This window comes from Novipirellula methanifontis (assembly GCF_052161655.1).
In the GTDB taxonomy this organism is placed as follows: Bacteria; Planctomycetota; Planctomycetia; order Pirellulales; family Pirellulaceae; genus Novipirellula.
In genome coordinates this window covers 688331-709801 of the sequence record NZ_CP197418.1, presented here as the reverse complement: position 1 = coordinate 709801, position 21471 = coordinate 688331, and the positions used below count along the sequence as shown (strand labels likewise).

The following is a 21471-nucleotide window of genomic DNA, read 5'->3' as shown; positions in this document are numbered from 1 at the left end:
CGAGTCGTTTTTGTTGAGTTTTGCCTCGCCGGAGAGGGTCAGACCCCTTTTCGGATACTCTAAATGGAGTTCACGTGGATTTGCGAGCCATATCAATAATTATGGGGCATAAAAAGCAGAGCGGTATCGGGCAACGCTGTGAAGCATTTAGAGGCGGAAAATTACGGGATTTACGTTTTGTAGCTACGCTCGCCAGAGCGTGGATGGTTGCCGTCCAAATACGAATCACCACCTTCTGGCGAAGGTAGCTACCAGAAATGCTTCACAGCGTTCGGTATCGGGAAGGGATGGGATTGGGGCAGAATTGAGTGTGAATTGCTATCGAAACCCCGTTTTTGGGTGTTTTGGGTCGAGCATTCGAATTGCGGGTGACGCTCCGACTTCGTTCGCGAAGGACTCTACGATACTTGGTGAAGTCGGGGTAAGCTGTGTGCACTGAAAAGGTCTCCACTTCTCCCTTCGCTATCGACCGACGTGCTTTGAACTATCCGCTCCTGTTTCGCGTGCTCGGCACAATCTGTTTGCTCATCGGCGGCTCGATGAGTTTCTGTTTGCCATTTGCCTTTCCGGCATTTGCGCACCGAACCCATCTGCCTGCGGCGGAAGCGTTCGAGATGGAAGGTGCCAAGGGGCTGTTGCTGGGAACCGCAGTTAGCATGATCGTGGGAGCCGTCTTGCTGGTGATCGGTCGACGTCATCGCGGCGGTCCGCTGTATCAGAAAGAGGCGATGGCAATCGTCGGACTCAGCTGGGTATTGGCGACGGTGCTTGGAGCGCTGCCTTATTATTTGAGTGGAACTGAGATCGCGCCCGATCGTCCGATCACGTTTATCGAAGCGATGTTCGAGTCCCAGTCGGGCTTCAGTACGACCGGGGCGACGGTGATCACTGATCTGGAAACGCCCGCCAGCGTACCGCACTGTATTTTGTTTTGGCGTTCGTGGACCCACTTCTTAGGCGGGCTAGGGATTGTCGTTTTGTTTGTCGCGATTCTAGGCCAAGGATCGGCGGGCAAGGCAATGATGCGAGCCGAGATGCCGGGGCCCACCAAAGAAGGCAGTATGCCGCGGATGCAGCATACGGCGCTGGTGTTCGCGGCGATCTATATTGCGCTGAACGCGATTTTGACGGTGATCTATGCGATCGAGGGAATGTCGGTGTTCGATGCTCTGTGCCATGCGTTTGGCACGATGGCGACGGGCGGCTTCAGTACTTACAACCGCAGTCTTGGGCGTTTTGAAAGTGCCACGATCGAGTACACAACGATCATTTTTATGGTGCTCGCCGGGACCAACTTTACGCTGTTGTATCTGTCGATTTTTGATGGACCGCGGCGACTGCTTCGCGATATCGAATTCCGTACCTTTGTCGGCATCATCGCTGGTGTTGCCATTTGCATTGTGTTCTTCGGGATGCGTGCAAGTGATGTGGGGTTTGGCACGTTTAGTGAATCGGTCCGCAACGGGTTGTTCCAAGTCGTATCGATCATTACGACGACCGGTTATGGAACGGCGGATTTTGATCAGTGGAATAATTTCGGCCGAGGCATCTTGTTGTTACTGATGTTTGTCGGTGGATGTGCCGGCAGCACGGGGGGCGGAATGAAAGTGATTCGTCACGTGTTGTTCTATAAAATCCTGCGTCTGGAGATCGAAAGAGCCCATCGTCCTCGTGTGGTTCGCCCCATTCGCGTCGGTGGATCTCCGGTCGATGATCCTCACTTGGCACACGGAATCGTGGTTTACTTTTCGATGATTTTGGCGATCTTCGTTTTCTCGTGGCTGTTTTTGATCACGTTCGAGCCAAGCGGGACTTGGGGGGCCATGTCGGTCGCCGAGTTGGCCGAGGCCGAAGCGGAATCGATCGGAAATGGCCAACCGCCGCTATCAAAAAGCAAGGCAGCATCGCTGATGAACGAGGGGACGTTGGACGAAAAATTGCTCGATTCGGCCAGTGCGGTGGCGGCAACCCTCAACAACATCGGTCCTGGGTTGGGGGTGGTGGGAGCCACGCAGAACTACGCCGGATTTAGTCAGCAGGCGAAATTCCTGTTTGTTTGGCTGATGATGCTCGGGCGTGTTGAGGTTTTCAGTGTACTGGTTTTGATCTTTCCCAGTTTTTGGCGCCGCATTTGATCTGGAAACGAGCCTCGTAAGTATCGTCTGTTAGAATTGAAAGGCGATTGTTTTACGAGATCATTGTTCTGGGAACGCAAAATGCGTGGTTTACCAACTTTCATCACAATTTGCCTAGCTGCCTTGCTGCTATCGCCCGTGGCAGCGTGGAGCCAAGACGTCGCCAAGGTCGAGCTGGATCGTCAGGTTTCGCCGCGAAAAGCGGTGATCATTCCGCTGCACGAAATGATTCACCCGTTAAGCGCCGCGTTATTGGAGCGAAAGTTTCGTGATGCGGTCGATTCAGGCGTGGATGTCGTGATTTTTGATATCCACAGCCCCGGTGGATTTACGCAAGTCACGTTCGAATTGATGGACATGGTGCTTGACGCCAAAGATGTCGAAACCGTCGCTTTCGTCGAAAAAGATGCGATCAGCGGCGCGGCCCTGTTTGCACTCTCCTGTGACAAAATCATCATGCTGCCCGATGCTCGTATCGGAGACGCTGGCGAAATCGTGATGGGAGCCGATGGGGCGTACCGCTACACCGAAGCGAAGAGCCGCAGTGTGTTGGCGCAAAAGGTGCGTGATACTGCCGAAGCCACCGGCCGGCCCATCGCTTTGGCCGAAAAGATGACCGACAAAGATATGGTCGTGTTTAAAGCAACGAACAAAGAGGACGGTTCGGTTCGCTATTTTTCGGACAAAGAATGGGTAGCACTTGAGAATCAAGATGCTTGGGATAAGGGGCCGCCCGTTCGCGAAGCGGGCAAAGAGATGTTCTTTACCGCCAATGGCCGTCGCGCCGCCGAGCTTGGGCTGATCGATCAAACGGTGTCTAGTCGCACCGAGTTGGCTTCGACGCTGAATTTACAGGAACCAATTCCGACGCTCGAGCGAACCTGGGTCGATACGCTGGTGCTGATTCTGAATTCCGGCTTTGTCACGTTCCTGTTGATCGTGATCGGATTGACCGCTTTGGTGATCGAACTGAGTGCTCCGGGGTTAGGGATCGGTGGATTGACCTCGTTGTTGTGTTTTGGCCTGTTTTTCTGGAGTCGCTTTTTGGGGGGCACTGCCGGTTGGCTGGAAGTGACATTGTTTGTCATCGGCTTGCTGTTTATCGCAGCCGAAGTGTTTGTGATTCCCGGTTTCGGAGTCGCGGGGATCAGCGGTATTGTGTTGTCGCTCGGGTCGCTAGTGATGGCATCGCGACGCTTCTTTTTGCCTCACAGCAGCGAAGAGATGGCTGCTCTCGGCATGGATGTGTTGACGGTGGTCGGAGCCTTTGTCGCCTTTCTGATCGCGTTGCTGGTGCTGGCACAATATCTGAGCGAGATCCCGGGGCTGAGCCGATTGACGCTAAAGCCGACGGTTGCGTTAGAAGGTGGCGGAGCAAACGCCGGAATGGCGGCCACATCGCTGCCCGGTTGGCAACGCGTCGAAGTGGGCAGTGTCGGTGAAGCAGTCTCGGCGCTGCGGCCAGGCGGGCGGGTCATGGTCGACGATTTCACCGTCGATGTCGTCACCGAGGGGGACTTTGTCGATCCCGGCACCCAAGTGCGTGTGATCGGCAAACAAGGTGCCAAGGTGATCGTACGTCCGGTGGCCTAAGTCGTGGACTTGGCTTGTGCGTTAGCCAAATCGGTTCAGCTCTTCGACTTGCTCGTTCAGTGTGCAGATATCGTAGGCATAGCCAATCCCAAATAGCCCGCCGGTCACCAGGTAAATGATGCCTGTGCCGATCTTGCCCATATAGAAGCGGTGGATGCCGAACAGGCCTAAGAATGTCAGAAGCACCCAAGTCACGGTGTAATCGATGCGGCCATTGGGGTATCTTTGGTTTGCCTCGTCTGCCATCGCGGGAATAAAAAAGACGTCGACGATCCAGCCGACCAGCAGGAGACCGCCGGTGAAAAACCACAGAATTCCGGTCAGCGGTTTGCCAAAATAGAAGCGGTGGGCGCCGACAAAGCCAAGGATCCAGAACAAATACCCCACCAGCACTGGGTGCGAGACATCGGCTTCATTGCTGAGGGGGTCGGAATTGGCGTTTGGGGCCGTCATCGGTGCCGGTTCCATTTTGAATCAATGGGGTTTGAGGTTTTTTAAGGCGTTTCAGGCCGCTGGGTCGGCAAAATCACTATTCGTTCGCTGTATTCAAATCTTTGCAAATGACGGTCCAATTCGCGAATTTATTGAGGCTTCTACTCGCCCGATCGCTCGACTGGGCTGACGTTTTCCGTTGGGGTGGGCACGATGCAGTACGTTGAACTGCACTGCAAAAGCAATTTTTCGTTCTTGAAGGGGGCATCCCATCCAGACGAACTTGTCGAGCAAGCCAGTGAATTGGGCTACAGCGGAATCGCCATCACCGACGAATCGTCTCTGGCGGGAATCGTTCGCGGGCACACTCCTGCGAAAGAGGCCGGGATTCAGTACATCGTGGGCAGCGAACTACATCCGACCGATGCGCCGCCGATGGTCGTTTGGCCCACCAATCGAGCAGCGTACGGCCGATTGTGTCGGCTGATTTCGTTAGGCCGGATGCGGTGCGAAAAAGGGCAATGTGAACTTGCCTGGGACGATATCGCGGCGGCCAGCGAAGGGATGATCGCCGCCGTGATTCCGACGGACGCATGTAATGGGAAATTTTTGCGAACGTCATTTCGAGATGTCTTTGGCGGTCGCCGCTACATGTTTCTGGAATTGCACCGTGGCGTCGATGATCGCGGCAAGGCAGAAAAACTGCGTGAATTTGCGCTGAAAAATGATGTGCCGTTGGTAGCGGCCGGGGATGTGCATTATCACTGTGCCCCGCGGATGTTGTTGCATGATTGTGTGACGGCGATCCGTCATGGAACGACCATCGATCATGTTCATCGCGAGCGATTCGCGAACAGCCAACATGGCATGCGTTCGCTTGCGGAGATCGCCGACTTGTATCGTGACGCTCCGGATGCAATCGCACGCACGATCGAAATTGCTCAGCAGTGCACGTTTTCACTCGACGAACTTCGCTACGAGTATCCGGTCGAGCTTGCCCCCGACGGGATGACACCAATCGACCATTTGAGGCGTTTGACTTGGGAGGGGGCCAAGCAGCGATGGCCGGGCGGTGTTCCCGCCAAAGTGATCGAGTTGATCCGTCACGAGGTGGAATTGATTCGCGAACTGCAATACGAAGCCTATTTTTTGACCGTTTGGGACATGGTCCGTTTTGCTCGCGAGCGAAACATTTTATGTCAGGGGCGTGGTTCGGCAGCCAACTCGACCGTGTGTTATTGCCTGGGCATCACGAACGTGGACCCCAGTCAAACCGATTTGTTGTTCGAGCGATTTATTAGCCGCGAGCGAAACGAGGCACCCGATATCGATGTCGATTTCGAGCATCAACGTCGCGAAGAAGTGTTGCAGTACTTGTATGAAAAGTACGGTCGTCATCGTGCCGGTTTGACCGCCACGGTAACCTCGTACCGGACTCGCAGTGCGATTCGCGAAGTGGGCAAGGCGTTGGGGATGTCGCCGGATGTGGTCGATTCGTTAGCCAAGTTCGCGAGCGGGCGTGACGGTGCGACTGACTTTGCCGAGCGATGTCGCGGCGGTGGACTGGATCCCGATTCCGAAATGGGGCAGCGGTTTGTCTATCTGGTTCAATCGCTTGTCGGATCTCCTCGCCATTTGTCACAGCACGTCGGCGGGATGGTGATCACACAAGGCGATTTGTGTGAACTGTGCCCGATCGAAAACGCGGCAATGGAAGGTCGCACGGTGATCCAGTGGAACAAGGATGATCTGGATGATTTGGGAATTTTGAAAGTCGATGTGCTGGCGCTGGGCATGTTGTCAGCGATACGCCGGGCGTTTGAATTGGTTAGTGAGCATCATGGGCGTGAGTTGTCGCTTTCTAATATTCCCGCCGATGACAAACCGACCTACGACATGATTTGTGCCGCCGATACGGTGGGCGTGTTTCAGATCGAAAGTCGAGCTCAGATGAGCATGCTGCCGCGATTAAAACCGCGATGCTACTACGATCTGGTGGTCGAGGTTGCGATCGTGCGTCCGGGACCGATCCAAGGCAACATGGTGCATCCGTTTTTGCAAGCTCGCGAGAATCCGCAAGCGGTCGTATATCCCAGCGAAGCGATTCGTGGTGTGTTAGAGAAAACACTCGGGGTACCGATCTTTCAAGAGCAAGCGATGCGGTTGGCGGTGGTCGCGGCGGGGTTCACCCCGGGCGAGGCGGATCAGTTGCGACGTGCGATGGCGGCGTGGCGGCGCCCCGGTGTGATCGATCGCTTTCGAGTGAAGTTGCTCGAGGGGATGAAGGCTCATGGATTAACGGGCGAGTTTGCCGAGCACGTGTTCAACCAAATTCGAGGGTTCGGCGAATATGGGTTTCCTGAATCGCACGCGGCCAGTTTTGCTTTATTGGTCTACGCATCGTGTTATTTGAAACGGCACTATCCGGCTGCATTCTGCGCGGCGCTGCTGAACAGTCAGCCGATGGGATTTTACGCGCCCGCACAATTGGTCGCCGATGCGAAACAGCATGGTGTGCGGACGCTGCCGGTCGATATTAACCAAAGTGATTGGGAGTCGACGCTGCACCCAGATGCCAACCGAACGCAACCTGCCATCCGTTTGGGGATGCAGATGGTGCGTGGTTTTCCCGCCGCGGCCGCCGATGCGATCCTTGGCGAACGGGAACGCAACGGCCCGTTTCGCAGTATCGCGGAACTGGTGCATCGCACCAAGATATCGAACTCGGTGGTCGCCACGTTGGCGGATGCCGATGCGTTTGAGTCAATCGCGGGTGATCGGCGGGGTGCAATCTGGCAATCGTTGGCCGAAGAAAAGAAACCCCAGTCGCGGCCGTTGTTCGATGACGAACAGAACGACGAAGAATTGATCCCCGAGGAATTGATTCCGATGACACCTCAAGAAGAGGTGCACGCGGATTACAGTACTACCGGCATGAGTTTAAAGGCTCATCCGGTCTCGTTCATGCGAAACGAACTGAACAAGCAGCGGTGCGTGTGTGCCAGCGAACTGAAGACGCTGCGGGACGGACGTCACGTTCGAGTTGCGGGACTCGTCTTGATGCGTCAACGACCGGGAACCGCCAAAGGGATCACGTTTGTCACAATCGAAGATGAATCAGGATCGGTAAACCTCGTTTTTTACGCTGCGGTTTGGAAGCGTTTCTTTCGGATTGCTCAAGCAAGCAATCTATGGCTCGTCGACGGCAAATTAGAAAATCGCAAAGGAGTGATCCATGTGATCGTCGGTCGCATTTCCGACTTGGCCAACGAGTCGCCTCAGTTGGATCAGCGTTCGAGAGATTTTCGCTAGGGGATGAGAGGCTTGATACCTGTGTTGCGGACGATGACAGGCTGGAAGCCTATCCCACATTACAGGATGCTTTCGGCGACCAGACGCTTCATGTAGGGGCGACATTGATCGACTCGCCATTGGCCTACGCCTTGAGGATCGATGTCGTATTTCATCAACATGTAAATTTTCTTGGGATCTTGATTGCTGTTCGGATTCAGAAACAGCAGCTCGGCTTGTTGCATCCCATAGTACTGAAAGACACGAACCGGCTCTCCGAGTTCCCATTGGACGCCTGGCCCGACGTCGGTCAACTGCTGGTTGATTCCGTCAGCCTCAAATTCCTCCAGAGCCTTCATGCTGTCTTCGCTTGACTGATAGTGATCCATCAGTGGCATGTGCAAGGGCAAGCGATTGACGGGCTCCTTTTTCAGCTCCATTGCGATGGCAAATTCCCCTTTCGCGGCCACATCAAGATATTGGCGGGCAAAGTATTCGGCTTGCTGGCCGAGGGTGCGGGATTTCATCGTGTGAACCAGATATCCGCACGACCCGAAGGCCACCGCAAGCACCAACCCGATCCGGGCGGGAGTCACGCCGACAGGTTTTTGTCTTTCCCAAGGCCGCAGGGCAACCAAGCCCAGGGCAATCGCGATCACTGCGGCGGCAAGCATCGGATAGCCGATGATTCCCAACGCACTCAGCAGGCCAAACAACAGGCACAAAAAACCTGAGATTCGTAGCGGTGGAACGGACTCGTCCTCCTCAAATCCTCCTTCGGCGCCCATCATTGGAACGATCGGTTTCATCTCAGCGTCAGTCGGCATCTTGCAAGAGAACTCATACAGGGGGGAAAGGGGATCCGTTCCGACGAGGAATGATTCGCTCCGCATACGGAATGGATTAGCAAGTCGCGAAACGCTCGTCGTGACAAAGCGGTAGTGTGTCTACGCCCGTGGTCGGTGGACGGTTTTGCAAGCTTAGGCAAAAAGTCCAAATTTTTTAGCTTGCCCTGTTCACTCGCTCCAAGACGTCATCGAGTGAAGCAAGGAACGAGAAGAAACGGCAATTTGCGTCGCTTTTGCACGATGGTGACTGTGGGCGAGAATCACGGATCGTCGGCGTGAGGCCTGTGCTAGCAATGAATTCGTCTAGCCGAGCCGACACTTCTGGTTTACAAGTCTCGCTTCAACTTGCTGATTTTCGCAGATATTAGACGGATCTACTCGTCAGGGACGACGAACAACGATGAGAAATTTTGGTCGCGCGCTTCGCATCGCACTGCGTCGTAAATGGTCGATCACCGGGATCGTATTGACATCGATGTTGATCGCTGTCCTGTGGGGGGCCAATATCGGCACGCTGTACCCTTTGGTCGAAGTCGTCTTTAAAGGCGACAGTTTGCCGGGGTACGCCGAAAAGCAAATCAACCAGACCGACGCTCGGCTCAACGAACTCGATGCCGAAATCAACCAATTGTCGGCAAATCTAGCGACTGCCAACGAAAATGCGGCCAAAAACCTGCGGCTACAGATCGAGACAGCCACCGCGACCAGGACTGCGATCGCGGAGTCGAGCAAATATCTGCGTTGGGCAAAACCGACGATCGATGCCTATGCTCCTCGCGGTTCCTACGCCACGTTGATGCTGATCGTTGCCATCTTGGTAGGCGGAACGGCAATCAAACTGGTCGCTTTATTAATTAATCTAATGTTGGTCCAATATGTCGCTGAATCGGCATCGGTGGACCTTCGTGCGTTGTTCTTTCGCAAAGCGTTGCGATTGGATCTCGACTCGTTTGGCGAGAACGGTTCGGCCGATTTGACATCGCGTCTGACCAACGATATCGCCCATGTCTCCGCTGGGATCACCGCACTATTGGGACGTTTGGTTCGCGAGCCACTGAAAATGGCGGTCTGTTTAGGCGGCGCGATGTTCGTTTGCTGGCGGTTACTCTTGTTCGTGATGATCGTCACGCCGCTAGTGGCACTCGTGATGCATCACCTCAGCCGAGCAATTCGTCGGGCCAGCCGCCGGGCGATGGAAGAGATGAGCCAGTTGTACGGAATGCTGAACGATTCGTTTGCGGGCATTCGGGTGGTCAAAGCCTTTAATACGCAGGGGTTTGAACGTGCCAAGTTTGATCGCGGCATCCGTGCGTACTATCGCAAATCGATGAAGATGGCGTTCTACAACACTCTGGCTCGCAGTAGCAGCGAAATGCTGGGCATGACCGTGGTGGGACTCGCGATCCTGGCGGGTGGCTATTTGGTGGTCAATCAACAAACCAACTTGTTTGGGATCCCGATGAGTACGGTGCCATTGGAAGTCGGCGAGATCTTGATGTTCTTTGGCTTTTTGATCGGTGCCTCAGATCCGGCTAAGAAGTTGTCGGATGTATGGAGTGGTTTGCAGCGTGGTATCGCAGCGACGGATCGTGTTTATGAGATCATCGATCAACCGATCCGAGTTGCAGAACCTGAAAACTACCTAACCACGGCGCGACCGCATCGCGAGATTCGACTTGAAAATGTGGTCTACCAATACACCTCCGGACCAACCGTGTTGCGTGGAGTCGACTTGACGATCCGCCACGGGGAAACGATTGCGGTGGTCGGCCCGAACGGAAGCGGCAAAAGCACGATTGTGAATCTGTTGTGCCGATTCGACGATCCGCAAAGCGGTCAAGTGCTTTTGGATGACACGCCGATCCACGAGATGAAAACCCGTGATCTACGCCGCAGAATTGCGTTGGTGACTCAGCGCACGATCTTGTTTGACGACACGATCGAAAACAATATTCGCTATGGTACGCCTGGCGCGGATACGCATGCGGTAGTTCGAGCGGCGAAGATGGCTTTTGCCGACGAATTTATCCTGCGGAAAACGCCCGATGGTTATCAAACAAAACTTGGCAGCAATGGGACTCGGCTCTCGGGTGGCCAGATGCAACGGCTTGCGTTAGCCCGTGCCTTTTTGCGGAATCCCGATATCTTGATTCTTGACGAAGCGACAAGCCAGATCGATCTGGAAAGCGAGCAGTTGATTCATCAAGCGTTGGCCAAGTTCTTGGTCGACCGCACCGGAGTGATGATCACGCATCGTCCCACCAGTTTGTCGATGGCAGACCGAATCGTGGTCATCGAAGCGGGACAGATTTCCGACTCGGGACGCCACGAAGAATTGATCACCCGCAATCGTTTCTACCAGAGTCTGTGTGGCAGCGAACAACGCCAGGCTGCTTAAGCATTGCAATGACGCACGACCACGTAATGGTCTTGGGATGCCGAAACACACGCCGGACGCCAAGCCAACCACAAACTGTAATAAATCGCTAAGTTCACGAACCAGCGAGCAGAAGACCCGATTTTTTTCGGTGTGGGACGTGCGATCTTGATCTGCCACTGGGATTCGGGAAAGTGAGCCGCGAAGATCGATCGCAGCTCGCGGTAACTGCATTCACGATGATGTCCGGTATGCACCTCGGGTGGCACACCGGGATTGGCACACATCATGTGCGGTGAGCGAAGTGTTAACGCCCGCATGATATTTTTCGGTCGCCAGCGATTGGGCGTGCTGACCACGATCGTGCCGCCTGGTTCGCAACTGTCTTTCAGGACTGCGAAGTAATCGCCAAGCCAGGGCTCATAGATATGCTCGAAAACCTGGTTCGAAATCACCAAGTCAAACCGTTCGGCTGGCTGGAACTGCAACAGATTGGTTCTGCAGTAACGGACCGAATCCACCTCAGCGTCTGGCTCGGTTTCTTCGTCAACGGGTGCATTGACGTCCACCCCGAAAGCTTGCTTCGCGTTGACGAGTATCCTCAACGCTTTCATCACGCTGCCATCGCCACAGCCGAAGTCAATCAGACGATCGAACTCGGTTTGCCCGCTGCGTTTTAACACATCGAATACAAATCGAGCCCGATAGTCGCGTTCAGGATCGTCCATGTTTTTGGCGATAAATGACCACGATCCCCATTTCATAAGACGGGGATAAAAGTGATTCGCGGCTTTCTAGAAGCCTGCTCCGCCAAACGGGTCGTCCATCGCCGCTCCTCCGCCAAACGGATCGTCGGCAGGTGCAGCACCTCCGGTATCGAAGATATTGCCTCCGTCGCCACCGTCCGCGGGAGCATCCATCGCTGCAGGAGACGCGGCATCACCTTTGTCAGCACCCGCGAAGGCATCGCTGGATTCGAGCTGCGGATCACCAGCGGCAAATTCCATGTCGTCGGCGAATGGATTTTCGGCGGTGGGTGGAATTGGCGGTGGGGTGATCGCGTTTCGTGAAGCAGTCGATTTAGCTGCTGGAGCCGCTGCGGCTGCCGCCTTATCGATTTCGCCGTAGCGTTGCTCAGAGCGATTGGCGGCTTGTGCCATCAATTCCAAGCGAGCGGTCTGGCGAAGTTGTTCCAACTTCAATCGATCTTGGCCTTGGAAACGGGCCAACGAACGACCGATCGAGGCGTTGCCGCCGACACGGGCTTCCAATTCAGCACCCTGGCGCCAATCGGCCTCAGCTTCGTAGGGGTTTCCTTGCGAGTTTGCGACCAAACCGCGAAAGTAATAGGCGCGAGGATCCTTGATGCCATTATCAATGGCCATCGTCAAGAATCTGCTTGCGTCGTCATACCGGCCGGCATAGTAGGAGTGCACTCCTCGCCCGTACATTTCGGACAAGATCGCGTTCTGGGCATTCGCCGAAGGTGAATCGGCCAACAGGCAAAACGAGCCTGCGGCAACCAGAACCGCGCTGAGTAGAGTCTTTTTCATCGGGCGTGCTCCCCGTGTGGAGGGGTGGATATTTGTGCTAATCGTGAGGTATTTACCGAACATTTTGCTCGCAAAGGCTTTTACGTTCTACAAACTCTAGTTATCGCATCGAGCTCCGGCAAACGTTTTCTTTCGTGACATGCAGCGGCAAACGATTAACGTTTTAAGAAAAGGCCGACCTGTGAGCCATGTATGGCCAAACAGTGGCATCACCGATTGTAATCATTTTATCGCTCGGGTAAGAAAATTACTGAAAATTAGGCGGCTGCGGGAACGACATTGTCGTTCTGTTCGTCGTCGATCGCTCGATCTGCATCAATCGCCTCCACCGCCCGGCGCAATACGGGATCGAGACTCAATCCGCCGACTGACAACTCTTCCCCTTCGCCCCCCTCCTTTTCCGTGGATTCATTTTCCAAAGCCTGTTCGTCGACGTGCAGTTGCAGGGCCGACGAGGCCGCCAAGCTCGGGTAGGACGCTTCACGCCAACGCTTACTCAATTTTTCCAGTGTGGTTTCATCCAAACTGACTTCCATCTCGTCGTTGGGACGAACCCCCCACTCGTCTTCAGGCTTGGCCTCTTTGACGCGATGAATATTCTTGCCACTTGGGCGATAGTACCTCGCCACGGTTAATCGCAACGCACTGCGTCCGTATTGAAGTGGCAATATGTTTTGCACGGTACCTTTTCCATAGCTCCGTGTTCCCACCACGACGGCGCGCTGATGATCTTGCAAACATGCCGCGACAATCTCGCTGGCGCTTGCCGAATTTCCATCGATCAAGACGGCGACCGGTTTGTCGTTGCTGACCAAAGTGCCCGCTTGGGCATCGAATTCGTCGTAGACTTTGCCACCACGAATCCGTGTGGAAACGATGCGTCCACGCTCCAGAAACATGTCGCAGATGTCGACTGCGGCGTACAACAATCCACCGCTATTGCCACGTAAATCGAGCACCAACCCGCGGAAATCGTTATTCAACTGGGTCAACACCGTCCTCAGTTCGCCCTCGGTCTTTTCGCCAAAGCTGGTCAGCCGAACGTAGGCGATCGATGGATCGTCCTCTAATCGGTACACCCATTCATTTTTGGCGTCACGATAGTCCCCAATCACCGATTCGAGCTCGATCGTCGAACGGTCAATCGAAAGGGAAAGCTCTTGGTCGTCTCGGCGTACGACGACGTAAACGACGGTGTTGATCGGGCCTTTTAGCCTTGCACTGACCTCTTTCAAGTTCAGCTTGGCGACGTCCTCGCCATCAATTTTGACGATCTCGTCCCCTGGCATCATGCCTGCTCGGAGTGCCGGTGAACCCACCAACGGTGTGACAACGCGAACGGGCTTGGTCAGATCAGGTTGCTCGACATAAATCCCAATTCCGGCGAACTCTTGACTCATGCTGTCTTGGAACGACGCGTAGGCATCCAGCGGAATGTATTCACAATTCTGATCCAAAATCGAAGTCATTCCGTTCATCGCCGCGATCAATAACGTCTCTTCGTCAATCGGGTCGACGTAGTGGTTGTTGATCAAATCCAATGCGTCGCCGACCAACATCGCAGGCTTCGCACGGCGATGGGTCAAAAAACACAATAGCGAGAAACAGAACGTCAACAGAATGATATTGAGATTGCGTGAAGGCATGCAAACCAGGCCGAATGAGAATCAGCGAACAATGAGAATCAGCGAACAACAGTGAACGCAAAAAACGGGAGTATCGAAAACCGGACACGCATTGGGACGCAGTCAGGTTACCCTCATTGTATCGGACGTACCGCAATGCGGTGAGGCAGAATCGAGCAAGACTTCGCTCGGCAACTCAGAGATACGCATTCGGTTTGGAATGCGGGTAGCGTGCTAATACGCGAGTTATTACGTGTGGCGTTAATACGCGTGGCGACCCATTGCCATCGCTATCATTTCTCATCAACCCAATCTCATACCTTAAACACCCCCTATGAATGGGACCGGCAGCAAGATTGCATGTTGCTGGATCCACGTTAGCAAGCCATCCCAGCTGGTGTATTGAGATAGCTGTAGAAACACCAAATAGGTTCCCACCACCGGTAGCATCAATAACCGGACGCTCCATCGTGACACGGCGGCCCAAACGCCGTTGGGCTCTGGCTTGCTCCGTGCTCGCCGCAGTGCCAGTCCCTCGGCGATACGAGCGGGCAAGATAAAAGCAACAAACACCAAGCACGGTAACCAGACGACTTCACGCGGGGTGGCTTCAATCTTCAGCAGGTACAGCGGGATCGGCATCAGCACCAATCCGATCACCATCGCCAGCAGCCAAGCCCACGGAGCGCGGCGAAAATCACGACGAATCGTGCGAACGGCGAACAGGCCACGCAATCGATTGACCGAGGCAAAATGAGCTTGCAACATCGGCAGATAGAGCAACGAGATGCCCAATAGCAATATGCAGAATCCACCGATCACGCCGGCAGCTCCCGGCTTTCCGTTGCGGTTGGCGGCGATCAACAGCATCGCAGGAGCGAGCCAGATCAATGTGCCGACAAAACCGCGAAGCCCCAACCAAAAAAGACGCGGCAATTCAAACGCCACCGTGAAATCCCACAACCGGTTCACAGCTCGGTCATACGTCCGTGGACGCCATGCTTCTCGGATAAATCTTTTCGGCTCGGGCCACAGATAATGTCTTAGCGATCCGCCGCGAACCCAAGCCCAGAGCAAATAGCCAATGGCAACGAAACAGAGAACGATCGCCATGACGCGCATCGAAGCGGCTTGAGCCGAACCGGGATCAATCAGCTGGGCAACCGATTCCCAGTGAATCAGTAACTGAGTTGGCAACGATGCCAAGAAAATCGCCGACGCCGCGAGCCCAACTTTGCCTGCACGACGAAGATTCGGTAGTGAGTCTGAGAACTTGGCCCCATTGGCCAAGCGTCCCGCGACATCAAGCAAGTAGCCAAATGCGATCAATTGAACCAGCGGGATCGCTGTCAAAACCGCCAACAACACGATCAATGAGATCAGCGAAAAGGTGCTCGTGATTGACCAGCTCAAAAACGAGAAGACGCGGCGTATGCGGCTTTGTGGTGGGTCGATCGAATCCGCAGAAACCGGTGCCGATTGCCTTGGGCCAAGGTCATCGACGGGTGTGGCAGATCGCGGGACTGGGGTTGCAAGCTCACTACCATCGTCGACCAGCGTCGCCACCACGGGTGATTCCACCGTATCCTCTTCGACAAGTGATGCCACGATCACATCGGGATGTGGGTCGTTTGCATCGGTCTGCGGATGGGACGAACGAGCCACGATTCAGAATCTCGATATGCGTTGAGCGTGCAGTGAATTACGGGGAATCCATTCTGACTTTTATCCTATTCGATCCCGTCCCAAAGATCTTGGCGACGTCTAAGTGATTTTCTGAATAGATTTTCGCGATTGTGGTCCGATTCGCATTTCAGACGTCCCTGGTGTGGCGGGCGTGGGCTAAAAGGAGACACACAGGAGCGGCGAATTCGGTGGAACAAGCAAGCCCGGCCAGATAGAGATTGGAAACATGTGACGGTTCTAGCGGTCATGCCCGAGTCCCTCGCGATTGGACAAGTAACCAGGGTGGTGTTGCCGATAGTTACAAGCAAGGCGGTATGGATTCCGTCTCGAGCAGGTCGATTCGAATGTCGACCCTGAGCCTTGGTTGCTCATCGCGCATGCTGCTCTTGATTTGTGAACGCACCCGGCGGAAGGAACTGCCTGATATGAAACAATTAGTTCAACGCGGCCGCATTGCCATCGCAGGTTTGATGCTCAGCGTTTCAGTTGGCACCGTGTCCGCTGATTGGCACCAATTTTGGCATCAAGCAAGCGTCGATTACCATCGCAACAATGCGTGGCCCGAGCCATTCGAAGAAATGGACGCTCGACAAGTGAGCGCCCCGTTCGACGTTATGAAAAACAACGGATGGCGACTACATAACACAATCGGACACGAATTGTTCCGAACCGGCGACGGTGCCTTGCTTGCATCGGGCCACAATCGTGTCCACTGGATCGCGACTCAATCGCCTCAATCACGTCGTAACATCTACGTACTGCGTGGAAAAAGCGACCAAGAGACCGATGCTCGCGTCGCCGCAGTGCGGCAAACATTGGCAGGATTCCAAACTGCTGGACCTGACCCCAATGTATTCGTGACCGATCGCGAACCATCCACCGCATCCGGTGCTTGGGCCACACGTATCAATCGCGATTGGATGGAAGTGTTGCCAAAACCAAAACTGCCATCGGTTACCGCCCAAGGTGCTGCGACCGCAACCCAGTAAGCTTCGAGGCGAGAAATCACCTTTGCTTTGCTAGAATTTCGAAAGACGGACTTCCTGTTTGGGGAGTCCGTCTTTTTTTATGTCTTATCAATAAATTGGCAATCGCAGTTAAGTTGCCGGGGTAATCGGGTCGATCCCTAAAAACGGAACCATTCGATTTAACCGCAAAATTGCTTGCCCAGACATAATTGAAGCCAAACCTCACATTCGGGGGGCTTCTCGGCACGCCTTCGGGAGAACCTGTCGTGAAACGATCAACCAAAATTCAGCGCGCACTGCTCCTCTCATTCATCGCAGGCTCGGCGGTGAGTTTGTCGACAGGTTGCTCGAACCAACGACCAACGTTCGCGTCGATGAACCCATTTTCGCGAGCGTCGATTGACGCACCGAAAGCCGACAAGCCCTCGATTACCGAATCGATCGCTTCCTCTGCCACGGGGGCTAAAGACCAAGTGAGTGCTGTGGGCGTCTCGGCCAAGAATGCGGTCGGAAAAACGACTAACGCGATTGCCGGCGTCTTCCGACGTGACTCAGCTGCAAACGAAAACGCGACATCGGAAACCGATCCGCTGCGATTGACCGAGGAACCGGCGACTGTTGGCCCCGAAGTTCTTGTCGCGAACGGCCAGTTGTGGGAATCGACCGGCAACTTCCAAAAAGCGATGGAAAGTTATACCTCGGCTTTGAAGAAGTCACCCGACGATAGCTCGGCTTTGACCAGCATCGCTCGATTGCATTTCCGTCAAGGAAATCATGCGAAAGCGACTGAATACTTTCAGCTTGCAATCAAACAGAGCCCCAGCGACGCCGCGCTTCATAACGATCTAGGTCTGACGCTCAGCAAAACCGGGAAACACGAGGAAGCGGCAAAAATGATTGCCAAGTCCCTCGAACTGGCTCCTGGAACATCACGCTATGCAAATAATCTTGCCAGTGTGCTGTTTGAGTCCGGCAACAGCCAAGGTGCACTGCAGGTACTTCAACAGAACAACAAGCCAGCGGTTGCCAACTTCAACATGGCCTACTTGCACTACAGCAAGGGTCAAATGAATGAAGCTCGCGGCTATTTGTCGGAAACAGTGAAGCTTGATGGCCAAGGTGTCTCAGACGCGGCAGTGAAAAAGGCCGTTGAACGCTCGCGTGAAATGCTTGCTCAGATCGATGCATCACGAGGCGTGAAGCCCGCTCAATCTGCGGTCGAAAAGATCGCGGCACAGACGCCAAAGACGGAAACGTCAATCGCGCAAACCGCTAGCACTCCGGCAATCAGTACTCCGGCATCAACCGCAAGCGTGGCGGCTCGGGCAAACACCGACGTCTCTGCCTCTCCGGTTAGCTATCGCCCCGCCGCAACCAGCTGGGCACCAGCTACGTCGGCAATCACGGCACCACCAGCAAGTACTGCTGCTGCAACACCCGCGATGCCGAGCTATTCAACACCTAGCTTTCAATCTGCAAGCTTGACGGTGGATCCCAAAGCAGCCACGGCACCCGCAACAACGCCAAGCACATGGCCAACCACTCCCGGAGCAGCGAGCAAGGCTGCAGAAAAGCCTGTACAACCAGAGGCATCGAAACCGGCAGAGGGCGACGCCAGTGCCTCACCTAGCTCCGGTTTTCAACTGCCACATGGTTTTCAGTTTCCTGAATCGTACTGATAAGCAGTTAGGCAGGAGTCTTTCAGCAAATTAGCCGTTTTGGCGCTAGCCACGGTTCCAACGTTCAACCGGGGCTAGCGCCCAAACGGCTAACGGGAATTCACCCAACGTTTCCTGCCTACATGCTTAGCCCGTCGCCAAGGTAGCCCGTAGCGAAAGTCGCCTGGGCTTTTGGTCAATGAGAGACAGACATCCGACCTGTCATCTCAGCCGCAACGATGATCCGCAGCCTTTACGACACGTCAGTCGTGCATTTCTTCTGGCGGGTAGGGAACGGAAAGATCGTGCAGCTCTGCTAACGCATTGGACGCCGCTCGTTGTTCGGCGTCCTTTTTGTTGTTGCCCCAAGCCGCCGGAAAGCTTCGATCTTCGATCACGGCCGAGATTAAGAACGCTTTGCGATGATCGGGGCCTGTTTCGCGGATCATGCGATAGACCGGCGTACTAGAGAGCTCGCGTTGGGCATACTGCTGAAGCGTGCTTTTGAAATTGCTCGCTCCTTGGCTTTCTACAGCGATGCGAACTTCGTCGGCGAGCCAATGCTTTAGCCGCTCGCGAATCACGTCGGGACCGCCGTCGAGATAGACTGCCGCGACGATGGCTTCGAACACGTCGCTGACGAGTGACTTGGGAAAGCTGCGATTACGCGTTACGCCACGTCCGACGATCAAACAGCGATCCAGACCAAGGGCGCAGGCAATCTTTCCGCACGACCGACGGCTGACGACATACGATTTGATCTTCGTCAAATCGCCTTCGTTGTATTCCGGGTATTCCTCGTACAACCAATGGCACACGGTCAAGCCGAGCACCGAATCGCCGAGAAATTCAAGCCGCTCGTTACTTTCGAGTCGGTGGGACGCGCCCGAGGCATGCGTCAACGCAGATAGCAATAACGATTCATCATTGAATCGATAATTGATAATTTCTTGGCAAAGCCGTAGCTTCGATGCCTGGTCGCCCCCATCAACGCCTTCAAGGTCGTCGACAAGATTGATTTCTGCGGCATCGGAAACGGAATCAAATTCCGATGAACTCACGAATACACCCTGTTTGCTGTGTGACGTTTCCTCCAAGAACCGCAGTGTGTCTGGACTTAGGATTTATTCCCAATGGATTTTGGGCCTTTTGCTAGACCAGACAATTCGGCTCCCAATTTGTGAGCCTGTCTTGAAGCCAGCTATACCATTTGTGGCCCGGATTTCCCGGCCTCAATTTGCATGGAGTCTAACGTTGGCTTCGTTCGACACAGTTTTGGAGTTAGGACTGCTTCCTGTCACACGCCGGTGATTGAATGCGATATTTCAGCGAGGGGCCGCTCTGCGACTCCGTCGCTCATCGACTCAAGCACCGGTGTGTGACGAACTGACACAGTCTACCGAGTGGCAATCAGGTTGACCAGCGGAAAAGTCCGACGACACCCGGGTCGTCGCGAAACTCGTTGTGAGAATCGGTTCTGCCGAGTATCGACCAATATTTGGCCGCTTTTGCTGCGAGGTGAGCACCCAAAATGGACTACGGTCCCGAGACGGTTTGATTGTGGACACGTCCCGCATCTGCGATCACTTCAGCGTCGTCAATGACCAGGAAATGTCCATGATCCGACGTCACGATGATGGCAGTGTCGTCCCACGCATTGGTGCGTTCGACCCAATCAACGATCGTTTCAAAGGCCGCATCACCGCTGAGCACCGCGCCGATGCTGCTGTCCAAATTGTTGGCGTGATTGGCCCAATCGACGTCTCCCGCTTCGACCATCAACCAAAAACCCTTTTCGGATTTTTCCAGTATTTTGAGCGCGGCTTCCGTCATGTCGGCGAGGGTCGGATTCTCGTCGATATCGGCTTGCGAGTATTTTTCAGTCCCCTTGGCATCAAAGGTAGGATTGAAATTGCCGTCTGCGGTTTGGAACGGCAAATGGCCGCCGGTGGTTCCGTAAAACCCTAGAAAACGAGTCCCCTCGCGAATCGCTTCCTCGGCTCCTTTCATCAATCCCTCACGTCCGGCAACACCCTCGGTCCGCTGTGCGACCAGATACTTGCCGCCGTTTTTGCGATCGACGGCACTCAGGTCAGCTTGGTGAAAATACGGATTGCCTTGGGCAAAGTTTTCGCCTTGCGCGTTGTCTTTGTCTTTGCCTTCGCCCCATCCACCGCTAATCACCACGTCGACACCCTCAAGCGGTTTGTCGCGATGTGACGACGAACGCAATCCGACCATGTCACGTGCGATGTCTTGATAGTCATAGCGAGCAACGTTGTTCGCATAAGCAGCCCCCGGGGTCGCATGGCTGAGCGGGACACTTGTAACGACACCGATCTTGTATCCTTGCGGTTGCAATTCGCGAGCGATCGGCACGATGTGCTCGCCATCGACGGTGTAGTTGACCGATCCGTTGTACGTTTTGACGCCTGCGGTCATGCTGACGGCTGACGCCGACGAGTCGGTGACGCTGTGTGGCTGAGTGCGATCCAAGCCGAGCAAGTAGTCGCTGTTACTTTGTTCGAGCCACGGGTATGCACCGCCTCGTTTGACATCGAAGCCACCGGATGCATCCTTGCCCCCACCGAGCACGACTTGCGAATTGACGTCAAATTTTGTTCCGCCCAACCGTGGACTGGTGCAGAAGAATCCGAAGTCGGTTTTTGTGCCGCGGTAATTTTGAAACGACAAGACATCACCACGCCCCGTGTCGTAACCGACCTTTCCTGACTTGTAGATTGCTGCCGCTCGCGTGGTCTGCCAATCCATTCCGTCAAAAACAAACAAGATAATGTTCTTGCGACCTTGTTCAAGTGCTTTCTTTTGCAACCGATAGACATCGGTTTGGTCAAAGTAGGGGGCAGTTGGGTTTACCGTGTCATTGGGGACGTTTCCATACAGATCCTTCAAGCGTTCCGGGTCGGTGTAAACGCTGCCTTCTTCACGAAGCGAATCGAGCGTGACGCCAAAGGTATAGATCGGTATCAAGCGATTGCTATGGTTCAGCCAAGTACTAAAGCGGTTTGGAATATGCCCCCAATGTCCCCACGGGGCGACTTGATTCTTGATCGCGTCGGATTGCAATTCACGCATCACGTCGACCGTGGTCGACGCCGCAACAACTTGCTTGGGTTTGGAAGACGATTTGGAAGTGGCTTCTGCGACATCGGCGACCGACGTGTCTTCGGCATGGCACACTTTCGTGATCCCAATGCAAGAAATGGCGGTTAAAGCAAGCCAAACAGGCCAAGTTGAAAGTTGCATGGTGAAGGCAGGGTCAGAGAAAGGGGGAGGGTCGACAA

14 protein-coding genes are annotated in these 21471 nt (G+C 54.5%); 6 read left to right on the top strand and 8 right to left on the bottom strand.

Going from position 1 to position 21471, the window contains the following annotated elements; genetic code table 11:
• Positions 1 to 539 precede the first annotated feature (539 nt).
• Entirely contained in the window at positions 540 to 2135 is a 1596-nt protein-coding gene (locus tag SH528x_RS02470; RefSeq protein ID WP_442512068.1) for a TrkH family potassium uptake protein, read from the top strand.
• 81 nt (positions 2136 to 2216) lie between these two features.
• Positions 2217 to 3728, top strand: a complete 1512-nt coding sequence (locus tag SH528x_RS02465; RefSeq protein WP_442508952.1) for an NfeD family protein — start codon at positions 2217 to 2219, stop codon at positions 3726 to 3728.
• A gap of 21 nt (positions 3729 to 3749) precedes the next feature.
• Here SH528x_RS02465 and SH528x_RS02460 read toward each other — a convergent pair whose 3' ends face one another.
• Entirely contained in the window at positions 3750 to 4181 is a 432-nt protein-coding gene (locus SH528x_RS02460) for an NINE protein (protein ID WP_442508951.1), read from the bottom strand.
• Positions 4182 to 4373: 192 nt separating this feature from the next.
• Between SH528x_RS02460 and SH528x_RS02455 the strand changes: the two genes are divergently transcribed.
• Positions 4374 to 7472: an error-prone DNA polymerase gene (locus tag SH528x_RS02455; protein WP_442508950.1), complete on the top strand. Its 3099-nt coding sequence runs from the start codon at positions 4374 to 4376 to the stop codon at positions 7470 to 7472.
• Positions 7473 to 7531: 59 nt separating this feature from the next.
• On the opposite strand, the gene SH528x_RS02450 is transcribed toward SH528x_RS02455, so the two are convergent.
• On the bottom strand, positions 7532 to 8278 hold the full coding sequence (locus SH528x_RS02450) for a hypothetical protein (RefSeq protein ID WP_442508949.1): 747 nt from the start codon (positions 8276 to 8278) through the stop codon (positions 7532 to 7534).
• A 421-nt stretch (positions 8279 to 8699) separates the two neighbouring features.
• Here SH528x_RS02450 and SH528x_RS02445 point away from each other — a divergent pair, with 421 nt between their 5' ends.
• Positions 8700 to 10697, top strand: a complete 1998-nt coding sequence (locus tag SH528x_RS02445; RefSeq protein ID WP_442508948.1) for an ABC transporter ATP-binding protein — start codon at positions 8700 to 8702, stop codon at positions 10695 to 10697.
• On the opposite strand, the gene SH528x_RS02440 is transcribed toward SH528x_RS02445, so the two are convergent.
• The 4 genes from SH528x_RS02440 to SH528x_RS02425 all read right to left on the bottom strand — a co-directional run bounded on the left by SH528x_RS02440 (position 10694) and on the right by SH528x_RS02425 (position 15519).
• Positions 10694 to 11404, bottom strand: coding sequence for a class I SAM-dependent methyltransferase (locus SH528x_RS02440; RefSeq protein WP_442508947.1), 711 nt, complete (start codon positions 11402 to 11404; stop codon positions 10694 to 10696). The two genes, SH528x_RS02445 and SH528x_RS02440, sit on opposite strands and share 4 nt — an antisense overlap.
• Before the next feature lie 66 nt (positions 11405 to 11470).
• The gene (locus SH528x_RS02435; protein WP_442508946.1) at positions 11471 to 12229 is read right to left on the bottom strand and encodes a hypothetical protein; all 759 of its coding nucleotides are present in this window, start codon (positions 12227 to 12229) and stop codon (positions 11471 to 11473) included.
• A 257-nt stretch (positions 12230 to 12486) separates the two neighbouring features.
• The gene (locus SH528x_RS02430) at positions 12487 to 13875 is read right to left on the bottom strand and encodes a S41 family peptidase (protein WP_442508945.1); all 1389 of its coding nucleotides are present in this window, start codon (positions 13873 to 13875) and stop codon (positions 12487 to 12489) included.
• 300 nt (positions 13876 to 14175) lie between these two features.
• Positions 14176 to 15519 (bottom strand): DUF4013 domain-containing protein, encoded by a 1344-nt coding sequence (locus SH528x_RS02425; RefSeq protein WP_442508944.1) that lies wholly within the window; start codon positions 15517 to 15519, stop codon positions 14176 to 14178.
• A 446-nt stretch (positions 15520 to 15965) separates the two neighbouring features.
• Here SH528x_RS02425 and SH528x_RS02420 point away from each other — a divergent pair, with 446 nt between their 5' ends.
• Positions 15966 to 16529 carry a hypothetical protein gene (locus SH528x_RS02420; protein ID WP_442508943.1) on the top strand — a complete coding sequence of 188 codons (564 nt, stop codon included), beginning with the start codon at positions 15966 to 15968 and terminating at the stop codon, positions 16527 to 16529.
• A gap of 245 nt (positions 16530 to 16774) precedes the next feature.
• The gene (locus tag SH528x_RS02415) at positions 16775 to 18187 is read left to right on the top strand and encodes a tetratricopeptide repeat protein (protein ID WP_442508942.1); all 1413 of its coding nucleotides are present in this window, start codon (positions 16775 to 16777) and stop codon (positions 18185 to 18187) included.
• 242 nt (positions 18188 to 18429) lie between these two features.
• On the opposite strand, the gene rnc is transcribed toward SH528x_RS02415, so the two are convergent.
• Positions 18430 to 19227, bottom strand: a complete 798-nt coding sequence (gene rnc, locus SH528x_RS02410; RefSeq protein ID WP_442508941.1) for a ribonuclease III — start codon at positions 19225 to 19227, stop codon at positions 18430 to 18432.
• A gap of 475 nt (positions 19228 to 19702) precedes the next feature.
• A complete protein-coding gene (locus tag SH528x_RS02405; RefSeq protein WP_442508940.1) occupies positions 19703 to 21433 on the bottom strand; it encodes an alkaline phosphatase in 1731 nt (576 codons plus the stop codon).
• Between the last annotated feature and the right edge of the window lie 38 nt (positions 21434 to 21471).

Bases quoted from the DNA above. Each gene is read 5' to 3' on its own strand.
- SH528x_RS02470 (WP_442512068.1), top strand. From the start codon at position 540: ATGAGTTTCTGTTTGCCATTTGCCTTTCCGGCATTTGCGCACCGAACC.
- SH528x_RS02465 (WP_442508952.1), top strand. From the start codon at position 2,217: ATGCGTGGTTTACCAACTTTCATCACAATTTGCCTAGCTGCCTTGCTG.
- SH528x_RS02460 (WP_442508951.1), bottom strand. From the start codon at position 4,181: ATGACGGCCCCAAACGCCAATTCCGACCCCCTCAGCAATGAAGCCGAT.
- SH528x_RS02455 (WP_442508950.1), top strand. From the start codon at position 4,374: ATGCAGTACGTTGAACTGCACTGCAAAAGCAATTTTTCGTTCTTGAAG.
- SH528x_RS02450 (WP_442508949.1), bottom strand. From the start codon at position 8,278: ATGCCGACTGACGCTGAGATGAAACCGATCGTTCCAATGATGGGCGCC.
- SH528x_RS02445 (WP_442508948.1), top strand. From the start codon at position 8,700: ATGAGAAATTTTGGTCGCGCGCTTCGCATCGCACTGCGTCGTAAATGG.
- SH528x_RS02440 (WP_442508947.1), bottom strand. From the start codon at position 11,404: ATGGACGATCCTGAACGCGACTATCGGGCTCGATTTGTATTCGATGTG.
- SH528x_RS02435 (WP_442508946.1), bottom strand. From the start codon at position 12,229: ATGAAAAAGACTCTACTCAGCGCGGTTCTGGTTGCCGCAGGCTCGTTT.
- SH528x_RS02430 (WP_442508945.1), bottom strand. From the start codon at position 13,875: ATGCCTTCACGCAATCTCAATATCATTCTGTTGACGTTCTGTTTCTCG.
- SH528x_RS02420 (WP_442508943.1), top strand. From the start codon at position 15,966: ATGAAACAATTAGTTCAACGCGGCCGCATTGCCATCGCAGGTTTGATG.
- SH528x_RS02405 (WP_442508940.1), bottom strand. From the start codon at position 21,433: ATGCAACTTTCAACTTGGCCTGTTTGGCTTGCTTTAACCGCCATTTCT.